Source organism: Enterobacter sp. CPE_E863 (assembly GCF_046521465.1).
In the GTDB taxonomy this organism is placed as follows: Bacteria; Pseudomonadota; Gammaproteobacteria; order Enterobacterales; family Enterobacteriaceae; genus Enterobacter; species Enterobacter adelaidei.
The window spans coordinates 2,854,225-2,870,542 of the sequence record NZ_JBKFZX010000001.1; the positions used below are offsets into that span (position 1 = coordinate 2,854,225).

Annotated in this window: 14 protein-coding genes; all 14 read right to left on the minus strand. The window is 50.7% G+C overall.

Annotated features, from left to right (window positions below):
- Positions 1-2: 2 nt before the first annotated feature.
- Positions 3-1,106 carry a DegT/DnrJ/EryC1/StrS family aminotransferase gene (locus tag ACLHV8_RS14175; RefSeq protein ID WP_128347499.1) on the minus strand — a complete coding sequence of 368 codons (1,104 nt, stop codon included), beginning with the start codon at positions 1,104-1,106 and terminating at the stop codon, positions 3-5.
- Entirely contained in the window at positions 1,103-1,567 is a 465-nt protein-coding gene (locus tag ACLHV8_RS14180) for an acyltransferase (protein ID WP_208594270.1), read from the minus strand. The genes ACLHV8_RS14175 and ACLHV8_RS14180 overlap by 4 nt, the downstream gene beginning before the upstream one ends.
- Positions 1,567-1,962, minus strand: coding sequence for a sugar 3,4-ketoisomerase (locus ACLHV8_RS14185; RefSeq protein WP_128347497.1), 396 nt, complete (start codon positions 1,960-1,962; stop codon positions 1,567-1,569). Before ACLHV8_RS14185 ends, ACLHV8_RS14180 begins: the two co-directional genes overlap by 1 nt.
- Positions 1,963-1,965: 3 nt before the next feature.
- Positions 1,966-2,829: a glucose-1-phosphate thymidylyltransferase RfbA gene (gene rfbA, locus ACLHV8_RS14190; protein WP_208594269.1), complete on the minus strand. Its 864-nt coding sequence runs from the start codon at positions 2,827-2,829 to the stop codon at positions 1,966-1,968.
- On the minus strand, positions 2,829-3,914 hold the full coding sequence (rfbB, locus tag ACLHV8_RS14195; RefSeq protein ID WP_128347495.1) for a dTDP-glucose 4,6-dehydratase: 1,086 nt from the start codon (positions 3,912-3,914) through the stop codon (positions 2,829-2,831). The genes rfbA and rfbB overlap by 1 nt, the downstream gene beginning before the upstream one ends.
- Positions 3,915-4,265: 351 nt before the next feature.
- Positions 4,266-5,162 (minus strand): GalU regulator GalF, encoded by an 897-nt coding sequence (galF, locus tag ACLHV8_RS14200; protein ID WP_208594268.1) that lies wholly within the window; start codon positions 5,160-5,162, stop codon positions 4,266-4,268.
- 215 nt (positions 5,163-5,377) lie between these two features.
- Entirely contained in the window at positions 5,378-6,373 is a 996-nt protein-coding gene (locus tag ACLHV8_RS14205; RefSeq protein WP_128347493.1) for an NAD-dependent epimerase/dehydratase family protein, read from the minus strand.
- A 180-nt stretch (positions 6,374-6,553) separates the two neighbouring features.
- Entirely contained in the window at positions 6,554-7,951 is a 1,398-nt protein-coding gene (wcaM, locus tag ACLHV8_RS14210; RefSeq protein ID WP_208594267.1) for a colanic acid biosynthesis protein WcaM, read from the minus strand.
- 12 nt (positions 7,952-7,963) lie between these two features.
- Entirely contained in the window at positions 7,964-9,184 is a 1,221-nt protein-coding gene (gene wcaL / locus ACLHV8_RS14215; RefSeq protein ID WP_208594266.1) for a colanic acid biosynthesis glycosyltransferase WcaL, read from the minus strand.
- Positions 9,181-10,461: a colanic acid biosynthesis pyruvyl transferase WcaK gene (gene wcaK, locus ACLHV8_RS14220; RefSeq protein WP_208594265.1), complete on the minus strand. Its 1,281-nt coding sequence runs from the start codon at positions 10,459-10,461 to the stop codon at positions 9,181-9,183. Before wcaK ends, wcaL begins: the two co-directional genes overlap by 4 nt.
- A 17-nt stretch (positions 10,462-10,478) precedes the next feature.
- Complete coding sequence (gene wzxC / locus ACLHV8_RS14225) at positions 10,479-11,957, minus strand: colanic acid undecaprenyl disphosphate flippase WzxC (protein WP_208594264.1); 1,479 nt, start codon at positions 11,955-11,957, stop codon at positions 10,479-10,481.
- A gap of 1 nt (position 11,958) precedes the next feature.
- Positions 11,959-13,353 (minus strand): undecaprenyl-phosphate glucose phosphotransferase, encoded by a 1,395-nt coding sequence (wcaJ, locus tag ACLHV8_RS14230; protein ID WP_208594263.1) that lies wholly within the window; start codon positions 13,351-13,353, stop codon positions 11,959-11,961.
- A gap of 46 nt (positions 13,354-13,399) precedes the next feature.
- Positions 13,400-14,770, minus strand: coding sequence for a colanic acid biosynthesis phosphomannomutase CpsG (gene cpsG, locus ACLHV8_RS14235; RefSeq protein WP_208594262.1), 1,371 nt, complete (start codon positions 14,768-14,770; stop codon positions 13,400-13,402).
- Between the two features lie 109 nt (positions 14,771-14,879).
- Positions 14,880-16,316 (minus strand): mannose-1-phosphate guanyltransferase, encoded by a 1,437-nt coding sequence (gene cpsB, locus ACLHV8_RS14240; RefSeq protein WP_028016378.1) that lies wholly within the window; start codon positions 16,314-16,316, stop codon positions 14,880-14,882.
- Positions 16,317-16,318 lie beyond the last annotated feature (2 nt).

Consider the following 16,318-nt stretch of genomic DNA (forward strand, 5'->3'; position numbering starts at 1 on the left):
GATTAGCAATTAAATTTATTTAATACATCAATGACATAACTAACTTGCTCTTCTGTAAGAGTGGGATCCATTGGTATTGAAATTACTTCACGGTGCAACTCTTCACTAAGCGGGAAACTCAAGTCTTTGAGTTCTTTATAAGCCAGTTGGCGATGAGGTGGCGTTGGATAATGAATAACGGTCTGGATATCATTATCTGTCAGGTAACGCTGAAGTGCATCCCTGTTCTTTGTCCTGATGACAAAGAGATGCCATACATGATTCTCTTCGCAGGTAATGGTTGGGAGTACTATTAATTCATTTTTAATTTCTTTTAAATAGCGATTTGCGATATTTCGTCTAATACAAATATCTTCATCCAAATAATTCAGTTTTACATTCAGGAAGGCAGCCTGAATTTCATCCAATCGACTATTTACACCTTTGAAATCATGTCTGTATTTTACTTTTGAACCATAGTTCCTCAAGTAACTTACCGTATCTGCTAATTCAGTATCATTAGTAGTTATAGCACCAGCATCTCCTAGCGCGCCAAGGTTTTTGCCAGGGTAAAAACTAAACCCGGCAGCATCACCCCAACTTCCGGCTTTTCTACCATCGATTGAAGCACCATGCGCTTGGGCACTGTCTTCCAATACTAATAGGTTATTATCTCTTGCAAAACTCATGATTTCGTCCATTGGGGAAATCAAACCATAGAGATGGACAGGGAGTATGATCCGCGTATTGGCAGTAATTTTGGATTTAATATTCTCAATTGAGAGATTATAGCTGGACTCATTTGGTTCAACTAAAACAGGCTTTAACCCTGCCTCGCTGATGGCCAGAATTGAAGCTATATAAGTATTAGCCGGGACAAGCACTTCATCATTTCTTTTTACTTTGCCCAGTTCTTGCCATGCTTTAAGAGTTAACGTCAGAGCGTCAAGCCCATTAGCAACACCTATAGCATGCTTAACGTTACAATACTTAGCGAAACTTTCCTCAAATGCATTTAATTCTGAACCTGAGATATACCATCCGCTTTCAATAACTCGTACTGCAGCTTTAATTAATTCATTATTGTAGCGTGCATTGGACTTCTGTAAATTAAGAAAATCAATCATTCTGCCTCCAAAAATTTCACGATTCTTGCTGGATTCCCTAAAACCAGAGCATTGTCAGGAACATCTTTCGTTACAACAGAACCTGCCCCAATCATACAATTGCGCCCAATCTTTACTCCAGGGAGAATAGTCGAATTTGCGCCAATCGATGAATTCTCACCAATTATAGTTTCATAAAATTGTGTATCATAATTTTTAGAACGAGGATATTTATCATTAGTAAACGCAACGCAAGGTCCAATAAATACATTGTCATGTACCCTTACGCCATCCCAGATATAAACACCTGATTTAATAGTTACTGAATTTCCAATGACAACGTCATTTTCAATAAAGCAGTTAGCACAAACATTGCAATTTTTACCAATTCTTGCCTCTTTGAGGATAACAACAAATTGCCATATATTTGTACCTTCACCAATAGATGTTGACTGGACATCACTTAGTTTATGTATAAACATCATTTTGCCGCCAATTTAAATGCATCGTAATCTCTGATATAATCAGATTCATCATATTCATTACTGGCTAAAACCATTAATACACAGTCGTCAGAAAAATCTGACATCTCCCTCCAGATTAATGAATTAACAAGTAATCCTTGAGCTGGGTTATCCAAAAGAACACTTACTCTTTCGTATCCATCATCTAGCGTAAAACGACACGATCCTCTGACAGGGACTACTAACTGTTTCAGATTTTTATGGGCATGGTAGCCTCTGACTACACCTTTTTTTGTATCAAAAATGTAATACACTCGCCTAATTTCAAAGTCTATATTCTTATCTCTTTCTAAAGAAACAAGAGCGCCCCTATCATCACCATGAACCTGTAATGGGATAAGTTGGATATTCATAATTCACCCTACTAATTTTATTAAATACTGACCATAATGATTTTTACAAAGTTGCTGGCCTCTTTCGAATAGATTTTCTTTTGTTAGCCAACCATTTCTCCAGGCGATTTCTTCAAGACAGGCAACCATCATCCCCTGCCGCTTCTGAACTGTCTCAACGAAGCTACCCGCTTCAATCAAACTATCATGGGTTCCTGTATCGAGCCAGGCAAAGCCACGCCCAAGTAGTTCCACATTCAACGCATTATTTTTTAAATACACTTCATTTACGGTAGTAATTTCAAGCTCACCTCGTGAAGAGGGTTTAATATTTTTAGCTATATTTATTACATCGTTGTCGTAAAAATATAAACCAGTCACAGCCCAATTTGACTTTGGATTTTTTGGTTTTTCTTCTATACTTAACGCTTTAAATTCTCTATCAAACTCAACGACACCAAATCTTTCAGGATCCATTACTTGGTATCCAAAGACAGTGGCACCTCGAGAACGCTCACATGCAAGTTTAAGTTTGGGAGTAAACCCTTGACCAAAGAAAATATTATCTCCAAGTACCAGACAAACGGAATCATTCCCAATAAAACTTTCACCAATAATAAATGCCTGTGCTAATCCATCCGGACTCGGTTGAATTGCATATTTGATTTCTATACCAAATTGGCTTCCATCACCGAGTAAACGGATAAAACCAGCCTGATCTTCTGGAGTGGTGATCACTAGAATATCTTTGATTCCAGCCAACATGAGCACAGAGAGGGGATAATAAATCATTGGTTTATCGTAAATAGGGAGTAACTGCTTTGATACACCCATTGTAATTGGATATAATCTGGTACCAGAACCACCAGCTAAAATAATACCTTTCATTACTTACGCTCTCTATAATTTTGCTCTATCCAGGACTGATAATTCCCGGTTTTCACGTTTTCCACCCACTGAATGTTTGCCAGATACCACTCTACTGTTTTGCGAATGCCACTTTCGAAGGTTTCTTGCGGTTTCCAACCCAATTCCCGACCAATTTTCTCAGCATCTATCGCATAACGGCGATCATGGCCAGGCCGGTCAGCAACATAAGTGATCTGGTCATGATAGGAACCTTCCTTTGGCACAATTTCATCCAGCAGAGAACAAATAGTGTGTACCACATCGAGGTTTTGCTTTTCGTTGTGACCGCCAATGTTGTAGGTTTCGCCAATTTTGCCCTGTGTCACTACGGTATAGAGTGCACGTGCATGATCCTCTACATACAACCAGTCACGGATCTGATCGCCTTTACCGTAAATTGGCAGAGTTTTACCCTCCAGCGCATTCAGAATAACCAGCGGAATCAGCTTTTCTGGGAAGTGATATGGGCCGTAGTTATTTGAACAGTTGGTGACAATCGTAGGGAAACCGTAGGTACGCAACCACGCGCGAACCAGATGGTCACTCGAGGCCTTTGATGCCGAATATGGACTGCTTGGTGCGTAAGCGGTAGTTTCCGTGAATAGAGGCAACTCGAATGATGCAGAATGCTCATCAGGATGCGGTAAATCGCCATAAACTTCATCGGTTGAAATATGATGAAAACGGAAGGCTTTCTTAGCAGCATCATCTAATGTGGACCAATACCCTCGGGCGGCTTCCAGGAGCACGTAGGTACCTACGATATTGGTTTCAATAAACGCAGCAGGGCCGCTAATAGAACGATCAACGTGGCTTTCGGCTGCAAGGTGCATTACGGCATCGGGTTTATGCTCAGCGAAGATTCGATCCATTGCTGCCTTGTCACAGATATCAGCATGCTCAAAGGCATAACGATCGCTATCGCTGACATCAATAAGTGACTCAAGGTTACCGGCATACGTCAGCTTATCCACATTGACGACTTCGTCCTGGGTATTTTTAATAATATGTCGTACAACCGCTGAGCCGATAAAACCGGCCCCGCCCGTCACAAGAATTTTCACGTTATCTGTTCCGTCTGTTGGAAATGTCTGGATACTTACGCTCTGAACCCGATCGTTTTTTGACGGTTTCAGAAATTGAGCACGCTACCGCCCCTGGCTTAACAGCTACCAGTGCACTGAGCGATGTTGGATTAAATGATTCTATTGCCTGGATTCAGGCAAAAACTGGCTTTAATTGTCGTCCTAAACGACCTCAGAAACAAGCACAAATCGCTACAAAGCTGTCGAGATTTAAACCCGATAACTCTATGTAATCATAGAATTAATAACAAAAAACGGCAGTCATCATTTGGGTTATATTTCAACACACCAAAATAATGACTGCCGCTTGTTCAAGTCGTGGCAGAAATATCAGTCGTTTGCCAGTAACTTCTCAATACGGGCCCTGAACTTCGCCCCTTCCTTCAGATTACGCAGTCCATAATTCACAAACGCCTGCATATAGCCCATTTTCTTACCACAGTCATAGCTGTCGCCAGTCATCAGCATCGCGTCAACAGACTGCTTCTTCGCCAGTTCGGCAATCGCATCAGTCAGCTGAATACGGTCCCAGGCACCTGGCTCGGTTTTTTCCAGTTCGGCCCAGATATCGGCGTTCAGCACATAGCGGCCAACCGCCATCAGATCGGAATCCAGCGTCTGTGGCTGATCCGGTTTTTCGATGAACTCAACGATGCGACTCACCTGCCCTTCTGTCTCTAGCGCTTCTTTCGTCTGGATAACAGAGTACTCAGAGAGATCGCCCTTCATGCGTTTTGCCAGCACCTGGCTGCGGCCTGTTTCATTGAAACGTGCCACCATTGCCGCCAGGTTATAACGCAGCGGATCGGCAGAAGCGGTATCAATAATGATATCCGGCAGCACAACGATGAATGGGTTATCACCCACAACCGGACGGGCACACAGAATGGAGTGGCCGAGACCCAGCGGCTGCGCCTGACGCACGTTCATAATGGTCACGCCTGGAGGACAAATAGACTGAACTTCCGCCAGCAACTGACGTTTAACACGCTGCTCAAGCAGAGCTTCGAGTTCGTAAGAGGTGTCGAAGTGGTTCTCTACCGCATTTTTGGAAGAGTGGGTAACCAGAACGATTTCTTTGATCCCTGCAGCAACAATCTCGTCGACAATGTACTGAATCATTGGTTTATCGACGATCGGCAGCATCTCTTTAGGAATGGCTTTTGTGGCCGGCAGCATATGCATGCCCAGACCTGCTACCGGAATGACTGCTTTCAAATTGATCATTATCTCTTCCACCTTAATATGGTTGACGAAGTATAAACCGTGTCAGGAAAAATGCCTGATGAAGAAAGTCTACTGCGTCAAATGCAAATCACGTTTGGCTCAGAACTCTGATTACTAAAACTCATTACGTCATAAGTGTGACCCAGAATCGTCGGAAACCCTATCAATAAAGAAGATTAAAAACGTGATTCCGACAAATCCCAGATCATCCGTTGCTACTCAGAAACAAACGTGATGTCATCTTTCTTCTCATGCACGAACTCGTACTTCAACGTACGGTCCAGTCCTTGAGATAGGGTGTAAGGCGCTTTAAAACCAGAGGTGTGCACTTTAGTTGCATCAAACTGAGTGGTGGCACAGAATTTTTTTACACGTACGGAACTAATCGCATACTTCTTGCCGGTAACTTTGCTCAGAATATCAAAGCAATAACCGCCGAGCATCCCTAAAGGATAAGGGAGATGTACTGATGGGATTTTTTTGCTCAGGCTCTTTTCTACTTCGGCAACCAGCTGATTCATATTCAGATCGGGTTTATCGACATAGTTGTATACGTCGTAACCAGGTTTGACGTTGCTCAATCGGAATTTGATAAACTCAACAATATTACCTACATAAGCCATTGACTTGTAGTTAGTTCCGGCGCCCACCATTGCGAATTTTCCACCCGCAATTTGCTTCAGAAGATTGAAGACATTGCCTCGATTGCGCTCACCAAAAATGACCGTTGGACGGATAATCGTAAGAGATCGCTCTTCAGGCGCTTTGTTGAACCATTCACGCAGTACCTCTTCCGCCTGCCACTTACTTTTGCCATAGTGGTTAAAAGGATCGTGCGGGTGAGATTCGTCAGGATTCACTTTATTGAGACCATAAACAGCAACTGAACTGGTAAAAATAATGTTCTTAACATTATTTTTTTCCATTGCTGCCAGTACATTACGTGTACCCTGTACGTTTACATCATAGTAGAGTGAAGTCGGGCTAACATCATCACGATGTTCGGCAGCTAGCAGTACCACCGTTCCGAAACTGGCAAGTGCTTGATCGAGCTGCTCCTGATTACGCACATCACCAGAAACAGTAATATCTGGATAGAAATGACTCTGCTGTTTGTCGAAGTTGGTAACATCAAACTCGGACTTAGAAATCTCGATCAAACGAGTCCCAACGAAACCGGACGCGCCAATAAACAAAACTTTATCGTTCATAAACCACTCAATGCGTTATGTGTGTTTGGCAAACCTCCGGGAGTCATGATATTCCGTGAGGTATCGCTAATGACAAGACAAATCTGGAAATTGTGGCACGGATTATAAACCCTAAAATCGCTGAGTTCAGTAACAAATTTTAGGTGTTTACGATGAGTCCGTGCTATGCCTCTTAAAAATTCACTTTCGCATTGATGGAAGCGCAAAATTCAGCCTTTCCACATTCACAACCTGCTGATCCACCCGGTCAATATCCACTGAGCTTTGCCCCTTCTCATTAACGGCTTTGATGTTCGCCAGCGACAGCAGCGTCTCGTCTTTAGCCATAAATTTGCCCCGAACGTCTTTACGCAGGTCGAAATTAATCTTCAGGGCAGGCCCCACGGCAGCTTCCTGCATAACATTGATATTTCGTAAGAAAAGATGCTGTGGCTTATTGTGCAGCTCCAGGGTAGCGCGCTGCATCTCAACGTTGGTAATCGCCACAAAAGACGTCGCGTTACCGGATGAAATTTGTACTCCGCGCAGCTTATACGCCAGCTGCCGATTATCCAGACGAATATTGTTGAGTTTGAAGTTCTGCGGAATGGACAAATAATCGCCTTTTATCACCCCGTAACCGATTAACATACCGGCACTATTGACCATATCGACATTATCAATAATGAAATTATCACAACCATAAATAGCGACGGTGGCGTTGTCTATTCCCGCCTTTTTACTGAAGTCAGGGGTTATGTTTTTGGCCTTAATATTGCGGATAACAAAATGTTTTCCGTTTTCAACGTGCACCAGCTGACGACAGTTGCTGCCGGTAATGTTGGCCACCACGAAGTTCTTGACGGTCTGCTTTTCCGGATAGTCATTATCATAGGTGCTGCCGGCAAGGCCAATGCCAATGCCCCAGTTGATCTTGCCGTTAGTGCAGTTAATGTTGTCGATGACATGGTCGGAAATCAGGATATTGCGATCGTTGATGGCCACGTTCCACTCGATCGCATCGCCCTGCAGGTGGCTAAACTTGCTGTTGGTGATGCGGGCACCGTCCACCTGATTATGGAAGCCCTGCCGCAGGATGGCGTAGTTGGCCTGACTGACAGTGATGTTGTCAATCACCAGATTGCGCATCACACTGCGGTCCTTACCGCCGATATAAATCTGCGCCACAGGACCAAAACCGCTCATCGCCAGCCCTTTAATCACGCAGTCAGAGCCGCGAACGTCCAGGGTGATATTCTCTGTACGCCCTCCGCCTTCACCGATCACTTTGCTGCCTTCCTGCAACACAAAGCGGCCGCGGCCGTTGCCGGCTAATGCCCCGCGGATCAGCAGCGTTTTACCATCGGGAATGAAAATGCCCGTATTGATGTTTTCGCAGGTGAGTCCCGCAGGTACAACGACCGTATCACCGTCGTTAAACGCCTGCTTAAAGGCGGCAATCCAGTCGTTGTTATTGTACTGATTAACAGAGACCGTCTTTCCGCTTGCCGCCCGCGCAATGCGGGACGACAGCAGCGGCGTGGCCGCCAGAACGGACAGCGAAGAGACGAAGGTGCGTCGGGTAATCTTTTTCAGCATACAACCTCGGCGTTACAGCGTTTGCAGCAGGCTCGCTAACTGGCGATTAATCACCTGCTGGTTAAAATCGATTTCAACTTTTTGTCGGGCATTGTGGAGCACAGGCTCCAGCGCCTGCTGGTCGATGTCGCTAAATGCCGCTAATCGATCGGCCAGGGCCATAGCATTATTCTCCGGCACCAGCCAGCCGGAATGGTCAGACTTAATCAGCTCCGGGATCCCGCTGTGCAGGGTAGAAACCACCGGAATACCGACGGCCATCGCCTCCATCAGCGCCACCGGAATACCTTCCATATCGCCATCAGCGCCCGTTACCGAGGGCAGCAGGAACACATCCGCCTCATCAAGCATGGCCTTGACCTCGTGGCTTGGCTTGAAGCCCGGCATCTCTACGACATCTTCCAGCTGATACTGTTCGATAAGCGTCCTCAGACGACGCTCCCACGGCCCAATCCCAAGAATGCGATAGTGGAAATCTACCCCACGCGCTTTCAGCTGGCGGCAGGCTTCGATGGCCACATGCAGACCTTTCTTCTCCGTCAAACGCGCAACAGAAATGATCTGCAGCGGTTTACCCGGCACCTTCACCGGGCGGCGGGTAAACCGCGTTAAATCCACGCCCATCCGCGAAACGGTAATTTTCTCCCCCGGACAGCCCATATTTTTCAGGCGCCCGGCCCACAGGTCGCTGATGGGCAGCATCATATCTCCGCGCCGGAAAAGCTGCTGATACTCCGGCGTGTAGTGGTTCAAAACTTCGCGGCTGGAAATGTCGATACCGTGGAAAATGGTCGCAATTTTACCGTCAATCACGCCCAGCTCGCGCAGCTTCGCGGCGGTGACGCCCGCCGGGCCAAAGTGGGCGATAAACACATCCGCACGATACGGCTGCGCCGTTTGTCCGCAGATGGCCGACAGGATCAGATTGCGAGATTCGGACCCATAGCGGGAAACATTCAGCGCCCGCCATGTCGATGCGCGATGGAATCCACGTAAAGTCTGGCTGGCGCGGTGGCGTAGCTTATTAAGCTTCCCGGACGGCTCATCCTGCAGCCAGCGGGTTTTCGCCTCCAGCCCATACTGGGTATAGGCCGCATGGGTGTTTTTGGTATCGCCCTTTTGCAGGGCGATAATCTCCACGTCATACCCCATATCGATAAACGCAGTGATTTGGTTCAGGACAAACGTTTCTGACGACAGCGGAAATTTCAGTAAGAAGAAACCAACCTTCATTTCCCCTCCCGAACGCGGTCAAGCACCGATTTCACCATCCCAATGCCCTTCTCGCGCTCGGCTTTCACCGCCACGGCCAGGCGTTCATTGATGGCAGGCAGTTGACCCAGGGTATCCCCCACCATCGCACCGAGCGAACCATCCAGCAGATGACGAATATCCACGGCCATTTCCGGCATTCCAAGCTGCTGCATTATCCCTGCAGACTTGTGCTCATAGTTGATGGCAATGGCCGGCGTACCGAAGTTCATGGAGATAATGGCCGAGTGCAGGCGCGTGCCCACCGTCAGGTCGCAGGCAGAGAGCAGCTTGCCCATCTCAAGATCGTTCAGTTCATCCATCACCACGTGATAATGGGACGGGTCATTAACCAGGCTGCGCAGATTCAGCGCCACCATGCGGTCATCTTTGTTGTAGCTGTCGATACCGGTACAGGTTGAGAGCGCCAGCACCTGGTAACCGCTGTCCAGCACACGGTTCACCACGTCGGCGAAGGCTTTCTCATACGCCGCCTGCGTCGTGCCTAAACGTTTATCGAAAGGAGCGAGCTCACGCAGGGTAATGGCGACTGTCTTCTGTTTCGCCGCCACGTCGAGCCAGTGCTGCACCGCGTAGCTTGCCTGGAAGCTGTCGTCCTGGTGATCCACCAGCCAGGCCGTGTCCACGCCGTGCTCAACTTTTGAGGTATCAATCTCGCTGCGCTTCATCATCTCAAGGCTGACCGACTCGCGCAGGATCAGGGCATCGCAGTGGCCGAAGACATAGTTTGCCAGCTGGTTAAACTGAGGGTCCTGGAATGGCCCAACGCTGTGACCAATCATAAACAGCGGCTTTTTCGCCATGAACGTACACAGCGCATGCTCAAACTGCGGCACGCCGTAGAGATCGACGAAGAACGAACCGCCGACCTGGATAATGGCGTCGTAACCCGACAGCAGACGAACGAAATCGGTAAAGCCCTGCGCGATAGAGATGTTGCGCAGCTTGCCGGTATCGGTCACGCGGGAAAGCAGCACCTGATGCTGGTAGCGACGGCGCAGGACTTTCTTCACGCGCCCCATCACGCCCGCGGCGTTGTTATGCTGTTTCATCTGGCTGTAAAGCGGGTCACCCATTACCGGGCGGTTCAGTAGCCAGGATGAACTCACCGGATAACGGCTCATCACATCCACTTCGGTCTCAGGCTTAAGGGTGTTAATTGCATCCAGTAAACCGCGCAGGATGGCGCTGTCGCCACGGTTGCCGCAGGTATGGTTGCCAAGAATTAATAATTTCATAATGGCCTCTTAAATAACTAGCCTGCGCGAAGCAGCGTTTTCATTTTTTCGTTACGGCAAAACTGGCGCTTCATCTCCACCACCAGCGCATTGCGTGAAAGCACAATCATCACGCCGAATGCCAGCACACCCGCCACTACCTGCACCGCCAGCAGCGCGGCCAGCGGCAGATGACCATTGAGGAGCACACCCAGACCGTAGCTCACCGCCAGGGTTGGCAATGAGAGATAGAACGGCAGCCACAGGCTCAGGATGTACTGACGGTAGCTGGAGCCCAGCACCGGCTTGATCATGATGAAGTAGCTCAGAACGGTATTGACGATCTGCACCAGCAGGAAGCCCAGCGTGACGCCGATGGCCCCCGCCATATGTCCGCCAACAATAATCGCCGGGATAAACAGGAAGGTTTTGAACACGTTGAACTTAAAGCTGATATCCACGCGCGCTTTTGCCATCAGCAGGGACCCAATCGGGTTCCCTACGGAGCGCAGCAGCCCCACCACGCACAGCAGCTGCAGGATCGGGATGATGCCGTTCCACTTCTCGCCAAACACCAGCGGCACGAAGTTGCTGGAAACCACCATCAGCCCCAGCAGCACCGGGAAGTTAATAATCCCCACCACGGAAAGCAGCTTGTAGAAGTTAACGCGCAGCTTCTCAGTGTCGTCCTGAATCTTGGCAAACGCCGGGAACAGGACGCGGGTGATAATCGGGTTCAGCTTCATCGGAGGAACGACCGCGACGTTGTAGGCCAGGTTGTAGCCCCCCGCCACGCTTGCGCCCAGAATACGCGCCAGCACCAGCGTTGAGAGGTTGGTGTTCACATAGTTAATGATGCTGTCCGCCGTCAGCCATGCGCCAAAACGCAGGTTGGAGGAGACGGAAGCGAGAGAGAAATGCAGCCCCGGACGGTAGATCTTGCGGCCAAAGTAGCCGAACAGCAGCGTACGCACGGCAGAGTTAACCAGGTATCCCAGAATAGCGGTCATCGCCAGCGGCCAGAAATGGGCGCTCACCACGGTGAAGGTAAAGCCCGCCAGAACGGCGCTGGTCTCAATCATGCCGATCTTGTTGAACTCCAGCTCTTTTTGCATCAGCGCGCGGAACTGCTGTCCGTGCGGGATCACCACGAAAGCAAACGACAGCGTGCGCATCAGCGGAGCGAGATCCGGGTTGTGCAGCACGCTGGCGATGCTGTCGCTCAACAGGAACACCAGCACAAACACGAAAATCCCCAGCCCCACGTTCAGCCAGTAGAGCGTGGTCAGTTCAAGATGGCTGATTTCTTTGCGCTGGATAATCGAGTTGGCGATACCAAAGTCAGACAGCGTATCGGCCAGGGCGATAATCACCAGCGAGACGGTCAGCAGGCCGAACTGGTGATTATCAATAATGCGCGCCAGCACGGTCATCTGCACCAGACCGAGGCCAATGATGACGATGGTCGCCATCGCTGACCACTTCGCCCCGCTGATGGTTTTTTCACGTAAGCTCATCTTAGTACGCCGCTTTGTTCACGAAACCTTTGAAGATGGTCAGAAAGACGATCTTGATATCGAACCAGAGACTCCATTCGCGGATGTACTCCAGGTCAAACTCAACGCGTTTTTCCATTTTTTCCAGCGTGTCGGTTTCTCCGCGCCAGCCGTTGATCTGCGCCCAGCCGGTAATGCCTGGCTTCACTTTATGGCGCAGCATGTAACCTTCAATCAGCGAGCGGTACTGTTCGTTATGCGCCACCGCATGCGGACGCGGGCCAACAATCGACATTCCACCGGTGAACACATTGATAAACTGCGGCAGCTCATCAAGAGAGGTACGGCGCAGGAAGTTACCCACGCGGGTGACGCGCGGATCGTTCTGCGTTGCCTGCGTCACCACCTTGTCATTCTCCATCACCTTCATGGAGCGGAATTTCCACACCATGATCGGCTTACCGTCCATACCGTAGCGGGTCTGGCGGAAGATGACCGGCCCCGGAGAGCTCAGCTTGACTGCCAGCGCGATGCAGCACAGCACCGGAGAGATCAGCAGCAAAATCAGCGAAGAGAGCACGATATCTTCCAGGCGCTTTAGCACGCGGTTGATACCCGACAGCGGCGTGTCGTACAGCGGTACGACCGGTACACCATTCACCTCTTCAATACGGGAGTGAAGAATGTTGAAGGTAAAGACGTCCGGGATCAGGATCACCGAACAGGTGGTATCCGCCAGCTCGCGCATCAGTTGCTTAATGCGGGATTCGTCTTTCATCTGCATGGCAATGTAGACGTTGTGAATTTTGCCGGCTTTCGCATCGTCGATAAGCTGGTCATAATTGCCGGCCCAGCCCGCAGGCACGCCGCCAGGCTTAGGTTCGTGATAAATCCCGACCACTTCAAAACCTAACCACGGCTCTTTGCGGAAGCTGTCGAGCAGCACCTGCCCCACCGGCAAATCACCGGCCACGGCGACAAAGCGACGGTTATAACCCCGGTTACGCAGCCAGCCCGCGCCAAAACGGATCAGGGAACGGCAGACCACCATGCCAACGCTGGTGAGCAGATACCAGCACAGATAGGTCACGAGGCGATTATCGAAATCATGGCTAAACGCCACCAGACCCGCGCTGAAGATCAGGCTTAAGGTCCAGTTCTGCAGCAGCAGCATCAGTTCGGTGGTCATTTTCACACCGCGCCACGAGCGGTAGAAATCCGTCATCCCGCCGATCATCTGAAACACAACCAGCGCAATCAATGCCATCAGCAGATGCATGTATAAGAACGGTAGCCCGCCGATCCGACACACCGCCCATAATCCACCGACCATGATGGTGATATCAGAAAAACGCTGCACCATAGAGATTAACGATGCATTCGTTCTCGCTCGCTCGCGTTTTTTTAGATTCGTCATCGTTGTTCCTGTTTTCGGTTCCCCCTCCCGCCGGGAGGGGCAATTTTTACTGATTCAACAGCGCCAGAATGTCCTTCGTTCGTGCTTCCATTAGCGCAGTATCCGCACGGGATTCCACGTTCAGGCGCACCACCGGCTCGGTGTTGGACGAGCGCAGGTTGAAGCGCCACTGCGGGAACGCCATGCTGATGCCGTCCGTGCGGTCAATTTCCAGCGCGTGCAGGGCAAAGTGGTGCTCCACGCGGGCAATGGCCTCGGCCGGCTGCGCCAGCTTGCTGTTAATCTCCCCGCTCGCCGGGAATGCCGCCATACGGTCACGTACCAGCTCGCCCAGCGTCTGTCCCTTCAGGCACAGCAGCTCGGTCACCAGCAGCCATGGGATCATTCCGCTGTCGCAGTAGGCAAAATCACGGAAGTAGTGGTGGGCGCTCATCTCGCCGCCGTAGATGGCGTCTTCTTCGCGCATGCGCTCTTTGATGAAGGCGTGGCCGGTTTTGGACATCACCGGCGTGCCGCCTGCCGCGGACACCACATCGACGGTGTTCCAGGAGAGACGCGGGTCGTGAATGATTTTCGCGCCCGGGTTTTTCTCAAGGAACGCTTCCGCCAGCAGGCCGACAATGTAGTAGCCCTCGATGAACTGCCCTTTCTCATCGAACAGGAAGCAGCGGTCGAAATCGCCGTCAAAGGCGATGCCCATGTCCGCGCCGTGCTCAATCACCGCGTTGCGGGTGTCGTCGCGGCACTCCGGCAGCAGCGGGTTAGGAATACCGTTCGGGAAGTTGCCGTCCGGGGTGTTGTGCACTTTGACGAAGGTCACCGGCACGTTCAGCGCCTTAAAGCGGGCTTCCAGGGCATCGACAACCGGACCGGCCGCGCCGTTACCGGAGTTAATCACCAGCTTCAGCGGCTTGAGGTTCGCCACGTTGATGTAGCCCAGCAGATGGTCGATGTACTCTTTTTGCAGATTGATTTTTTTGTAGCTGCCGCGCTTCGCGTCGTTCACCGGCGGGAAATCGTTAGCTTCCGCCAGACGCTGCACGTCGCGCAGGCCGGTGTCGCCGCTGATTGGGCGCGCGCCCTTGCGCACCAGCTTCATGCCGTTGTAGTCCATCGGGTTGTGGCTGGCCGTCACTTCGATACCGCCGTCCACGCCCAGGTGGAAGGTGGCAAAGTAAATCTCTTCGGTCCCGGAGAGACCGATATCCAGCACGTCCACGCCCGCATCCTGCAGCCCTTTCGCCAGCGCCAGCTTCAGGGACTCACTGGTCAGACGCACGTCGCCGCCCAGCACGATGGTCTGCGGTTTTAAATATTCGCCGTACGCGCGACCAATGCGCCACGCGATGTCTTCATTCAGCTCTTCGCCCAGCTTGCCGCGAATATCGTAGGCTTTAAAACAGGTTAACTTTTCCATGATGACCCCTTTTTCAGGCAACAGTCGGCCCGCCCGATTAACAGGCAAAATTGTTTTTATTCATTCGTAGGCCGGATAAGCGAAGCGCCATCCGGCGTTAAAGACGGTGTTACACGCGCCCGTAGCGGTCCTGGAAGCGCACGATATCGTCCTCTTCCAGATATGAGCCAGAACGCACTTCAATTAAGTCGAGCGGAATTTTCCCGGGGTTCTCCAGACAGTGCGTCGCCCCCAGTGGAATGTAAATGGACTCGTTTTCACCCAGCAGTTTGACTTCACCGTCAATGGTGACTTTCGCGGTACCTGCCACCACCACCCAGTGCTCGGCGCGGTGATGGTGCATCTGAACGGACAGTCCCTCACCCGGTTTCACGGTGATGCGTTTCACCTGATAACGATCGCCCGCGTCGATGGAGTCATATTTCCCCCACGGACGGTACACTTCGCGGTGAATGTGGTGTTCATGACGACCATCGGCCTTAATTTTCTCCACCACTTTTTTAACGTCCTGCACCGCGTTACGGTCGGCAATCAACACCGCGTCTTTCGTCTGCACCACCACCAGATCTTTCACGCCCACCGTGGTAACCAGCCCGGATTCAGCGTAAACGTAGCTGTTTTCCGTCTTATGGCTGATTACATCACCATGGTGGACATTTCCCTCCGGGGTGTGGGCGCTGATCTCCCAAAGCGATGACCAGGAGCCAACATCGCTCCAGCCCGCATCCATCGGTACCACGACGGCATCAGCCGTGCGTTCCATCACCGCATAGTCAATAGACTCTTCCGGGCAGGCGAGGAAAGCCTCTTCATCCACGCGGATAAAGTCGAGATCCGGGTCCACCACTGCCATCGCTTTTTCGCAGGCGTTCAGAATATCCGGGCGATATTTTTCCAGCTCTTCCAGATAGCGTCCGGCGCGGAACAGGAACATCCCACTGTTCCAGTAGTATTCACCGCTGGCGACATAGGCCTGCGCGGTTTCCAGATTCGGTTTTTCAACAAACTGCGCCACGTCAAACGCCACGCTGTCGCCTTCACCGGGCGTCACGCTGCCACGGCGAATGTAGCCATAGCCAGTTTCCGGGAGATCCGGCACGATGCCGAACGTCACCAGTTTGCCGCTCTCGGCATAAGGAATGGCCGCACGCACTGCATTGCGAAACGCCTCTTCCTGCTGAATAACGTGGTCTGCCGCCAGCACAAGCATCAGCGGGTCGCAATCCGGACTGCTGCGTTTTGCTGCCAGGGCTGCCAGGGCGATAGCAGGCGCGGTATTACGACCGGCCGGCTCCAGAATGATGTTTTCGGTGAGTTTATTCAGCTGGCGCAGTTGCTCAGCCACGATAAAACGGTGCTGTTCGTTACAAATCACCACCGGGCTTTCACACTCCACGCCATGCAGACGGTTCACCGTGGTCTGCAGCATGGTGAGATCCCCTTTCAGGCAGAGGAACTGTTTTGGATAGAGCACGCGGGACAGCGGCCACAACCGGCTACCAGAGCCACCAGCCATCACAACCGGATACAAAGTGGTTTGACTCATGA

Bases quoted from the DNA above. Each gene is read 5' to 3' on its own strand.
- ACLHV8_RS14175 (WP_128347499.1), bottom strand. From the start codon at position 1,106: ATGATTGATTTTCTTAATTTACAGAAGTCCAATGCACGCTACAATAAT.
- ACLHV8_RS14180 (WP_208594270.1), bottom strand. From the start codon at position 1,567: ATGTTTATACATAAACTAAGTGATGTCCAGTCAACATCTATTGGTGAA.
- ACLHV8_RS14185 (WP_128347497.1), bottom strand. From the start codon at position 1,962: ATGAATATCCAACTTATCCCATTACAGGTTCATGGTGATGATAGGGGC.
- rfbA (WP_208594269.1), bottom strand. From the start codon at position 2,829: ATGAAAGGTATTATTTTAGCTGGTGGTTCTGGTACCAGATTATATCCA.
- galF (WP_208594268.1), bottom strand. From the start codon at position 5,162: ATGATCAATTTGAAAGCAGTCATTCCGGTAGCAGGTCTGGGCATGCAT.
- ACLHV8_RS14205 (WP_128347493.1), bottom strand. From the start codon at position 6,373: ATGAACGATAAAGTTTTGTTTATTGGCGCGTCCGGTTTCGTTGGGACT.
- wcaM (WP_208594267.1), bottom strand. From the start codon at position 7,951: ATGCTGAAAAAGATTACCCGACGCACCTTCGTCTCTTCGCTGTCCGTT.
- wcaL (WP_208594266.1), bottom strand. From the start codon at position 9,184: ATGAAGGTTGGTTTCTTCTTACTGAAATTTCCGCTGTCGTCAGAAACG.
- wcaK (WP_208594265.1), bottom strand. From the start codon at position 10,461: ATGAAATTATTAATTCTTGGCAACCATACCTGCGGCAACCGTGGCGAC.
- wzxC (WP_208594264.1), bottom strand. From the start codon at position 11,957: ATGAGCTTACGTGAAAAAACCATCAGCGGGGCGAAGTGGTCAGCGATG.
- wcaJ (WP_208594263.1), bottom strand. From the start codon at position 13,353: ATGACGAATCTAAAAAAACGCGAGCGAGCGAGAACGAATGCATCGTTA.
- cpsG (WP_208594262.1), bottom strand. From the start codon at position 14,770: ATGGAAAAGTTAACCTGTTTTAAAGCCTACGATATTCGCGGCAAGCTG.
- cpsB (WP_028016378.1), bottom strand. From the start codon at position 16,316: ATGAGTCAAACCACTTTGTATCCGGTTGTGATGGCTGGTGGCTCTGGT.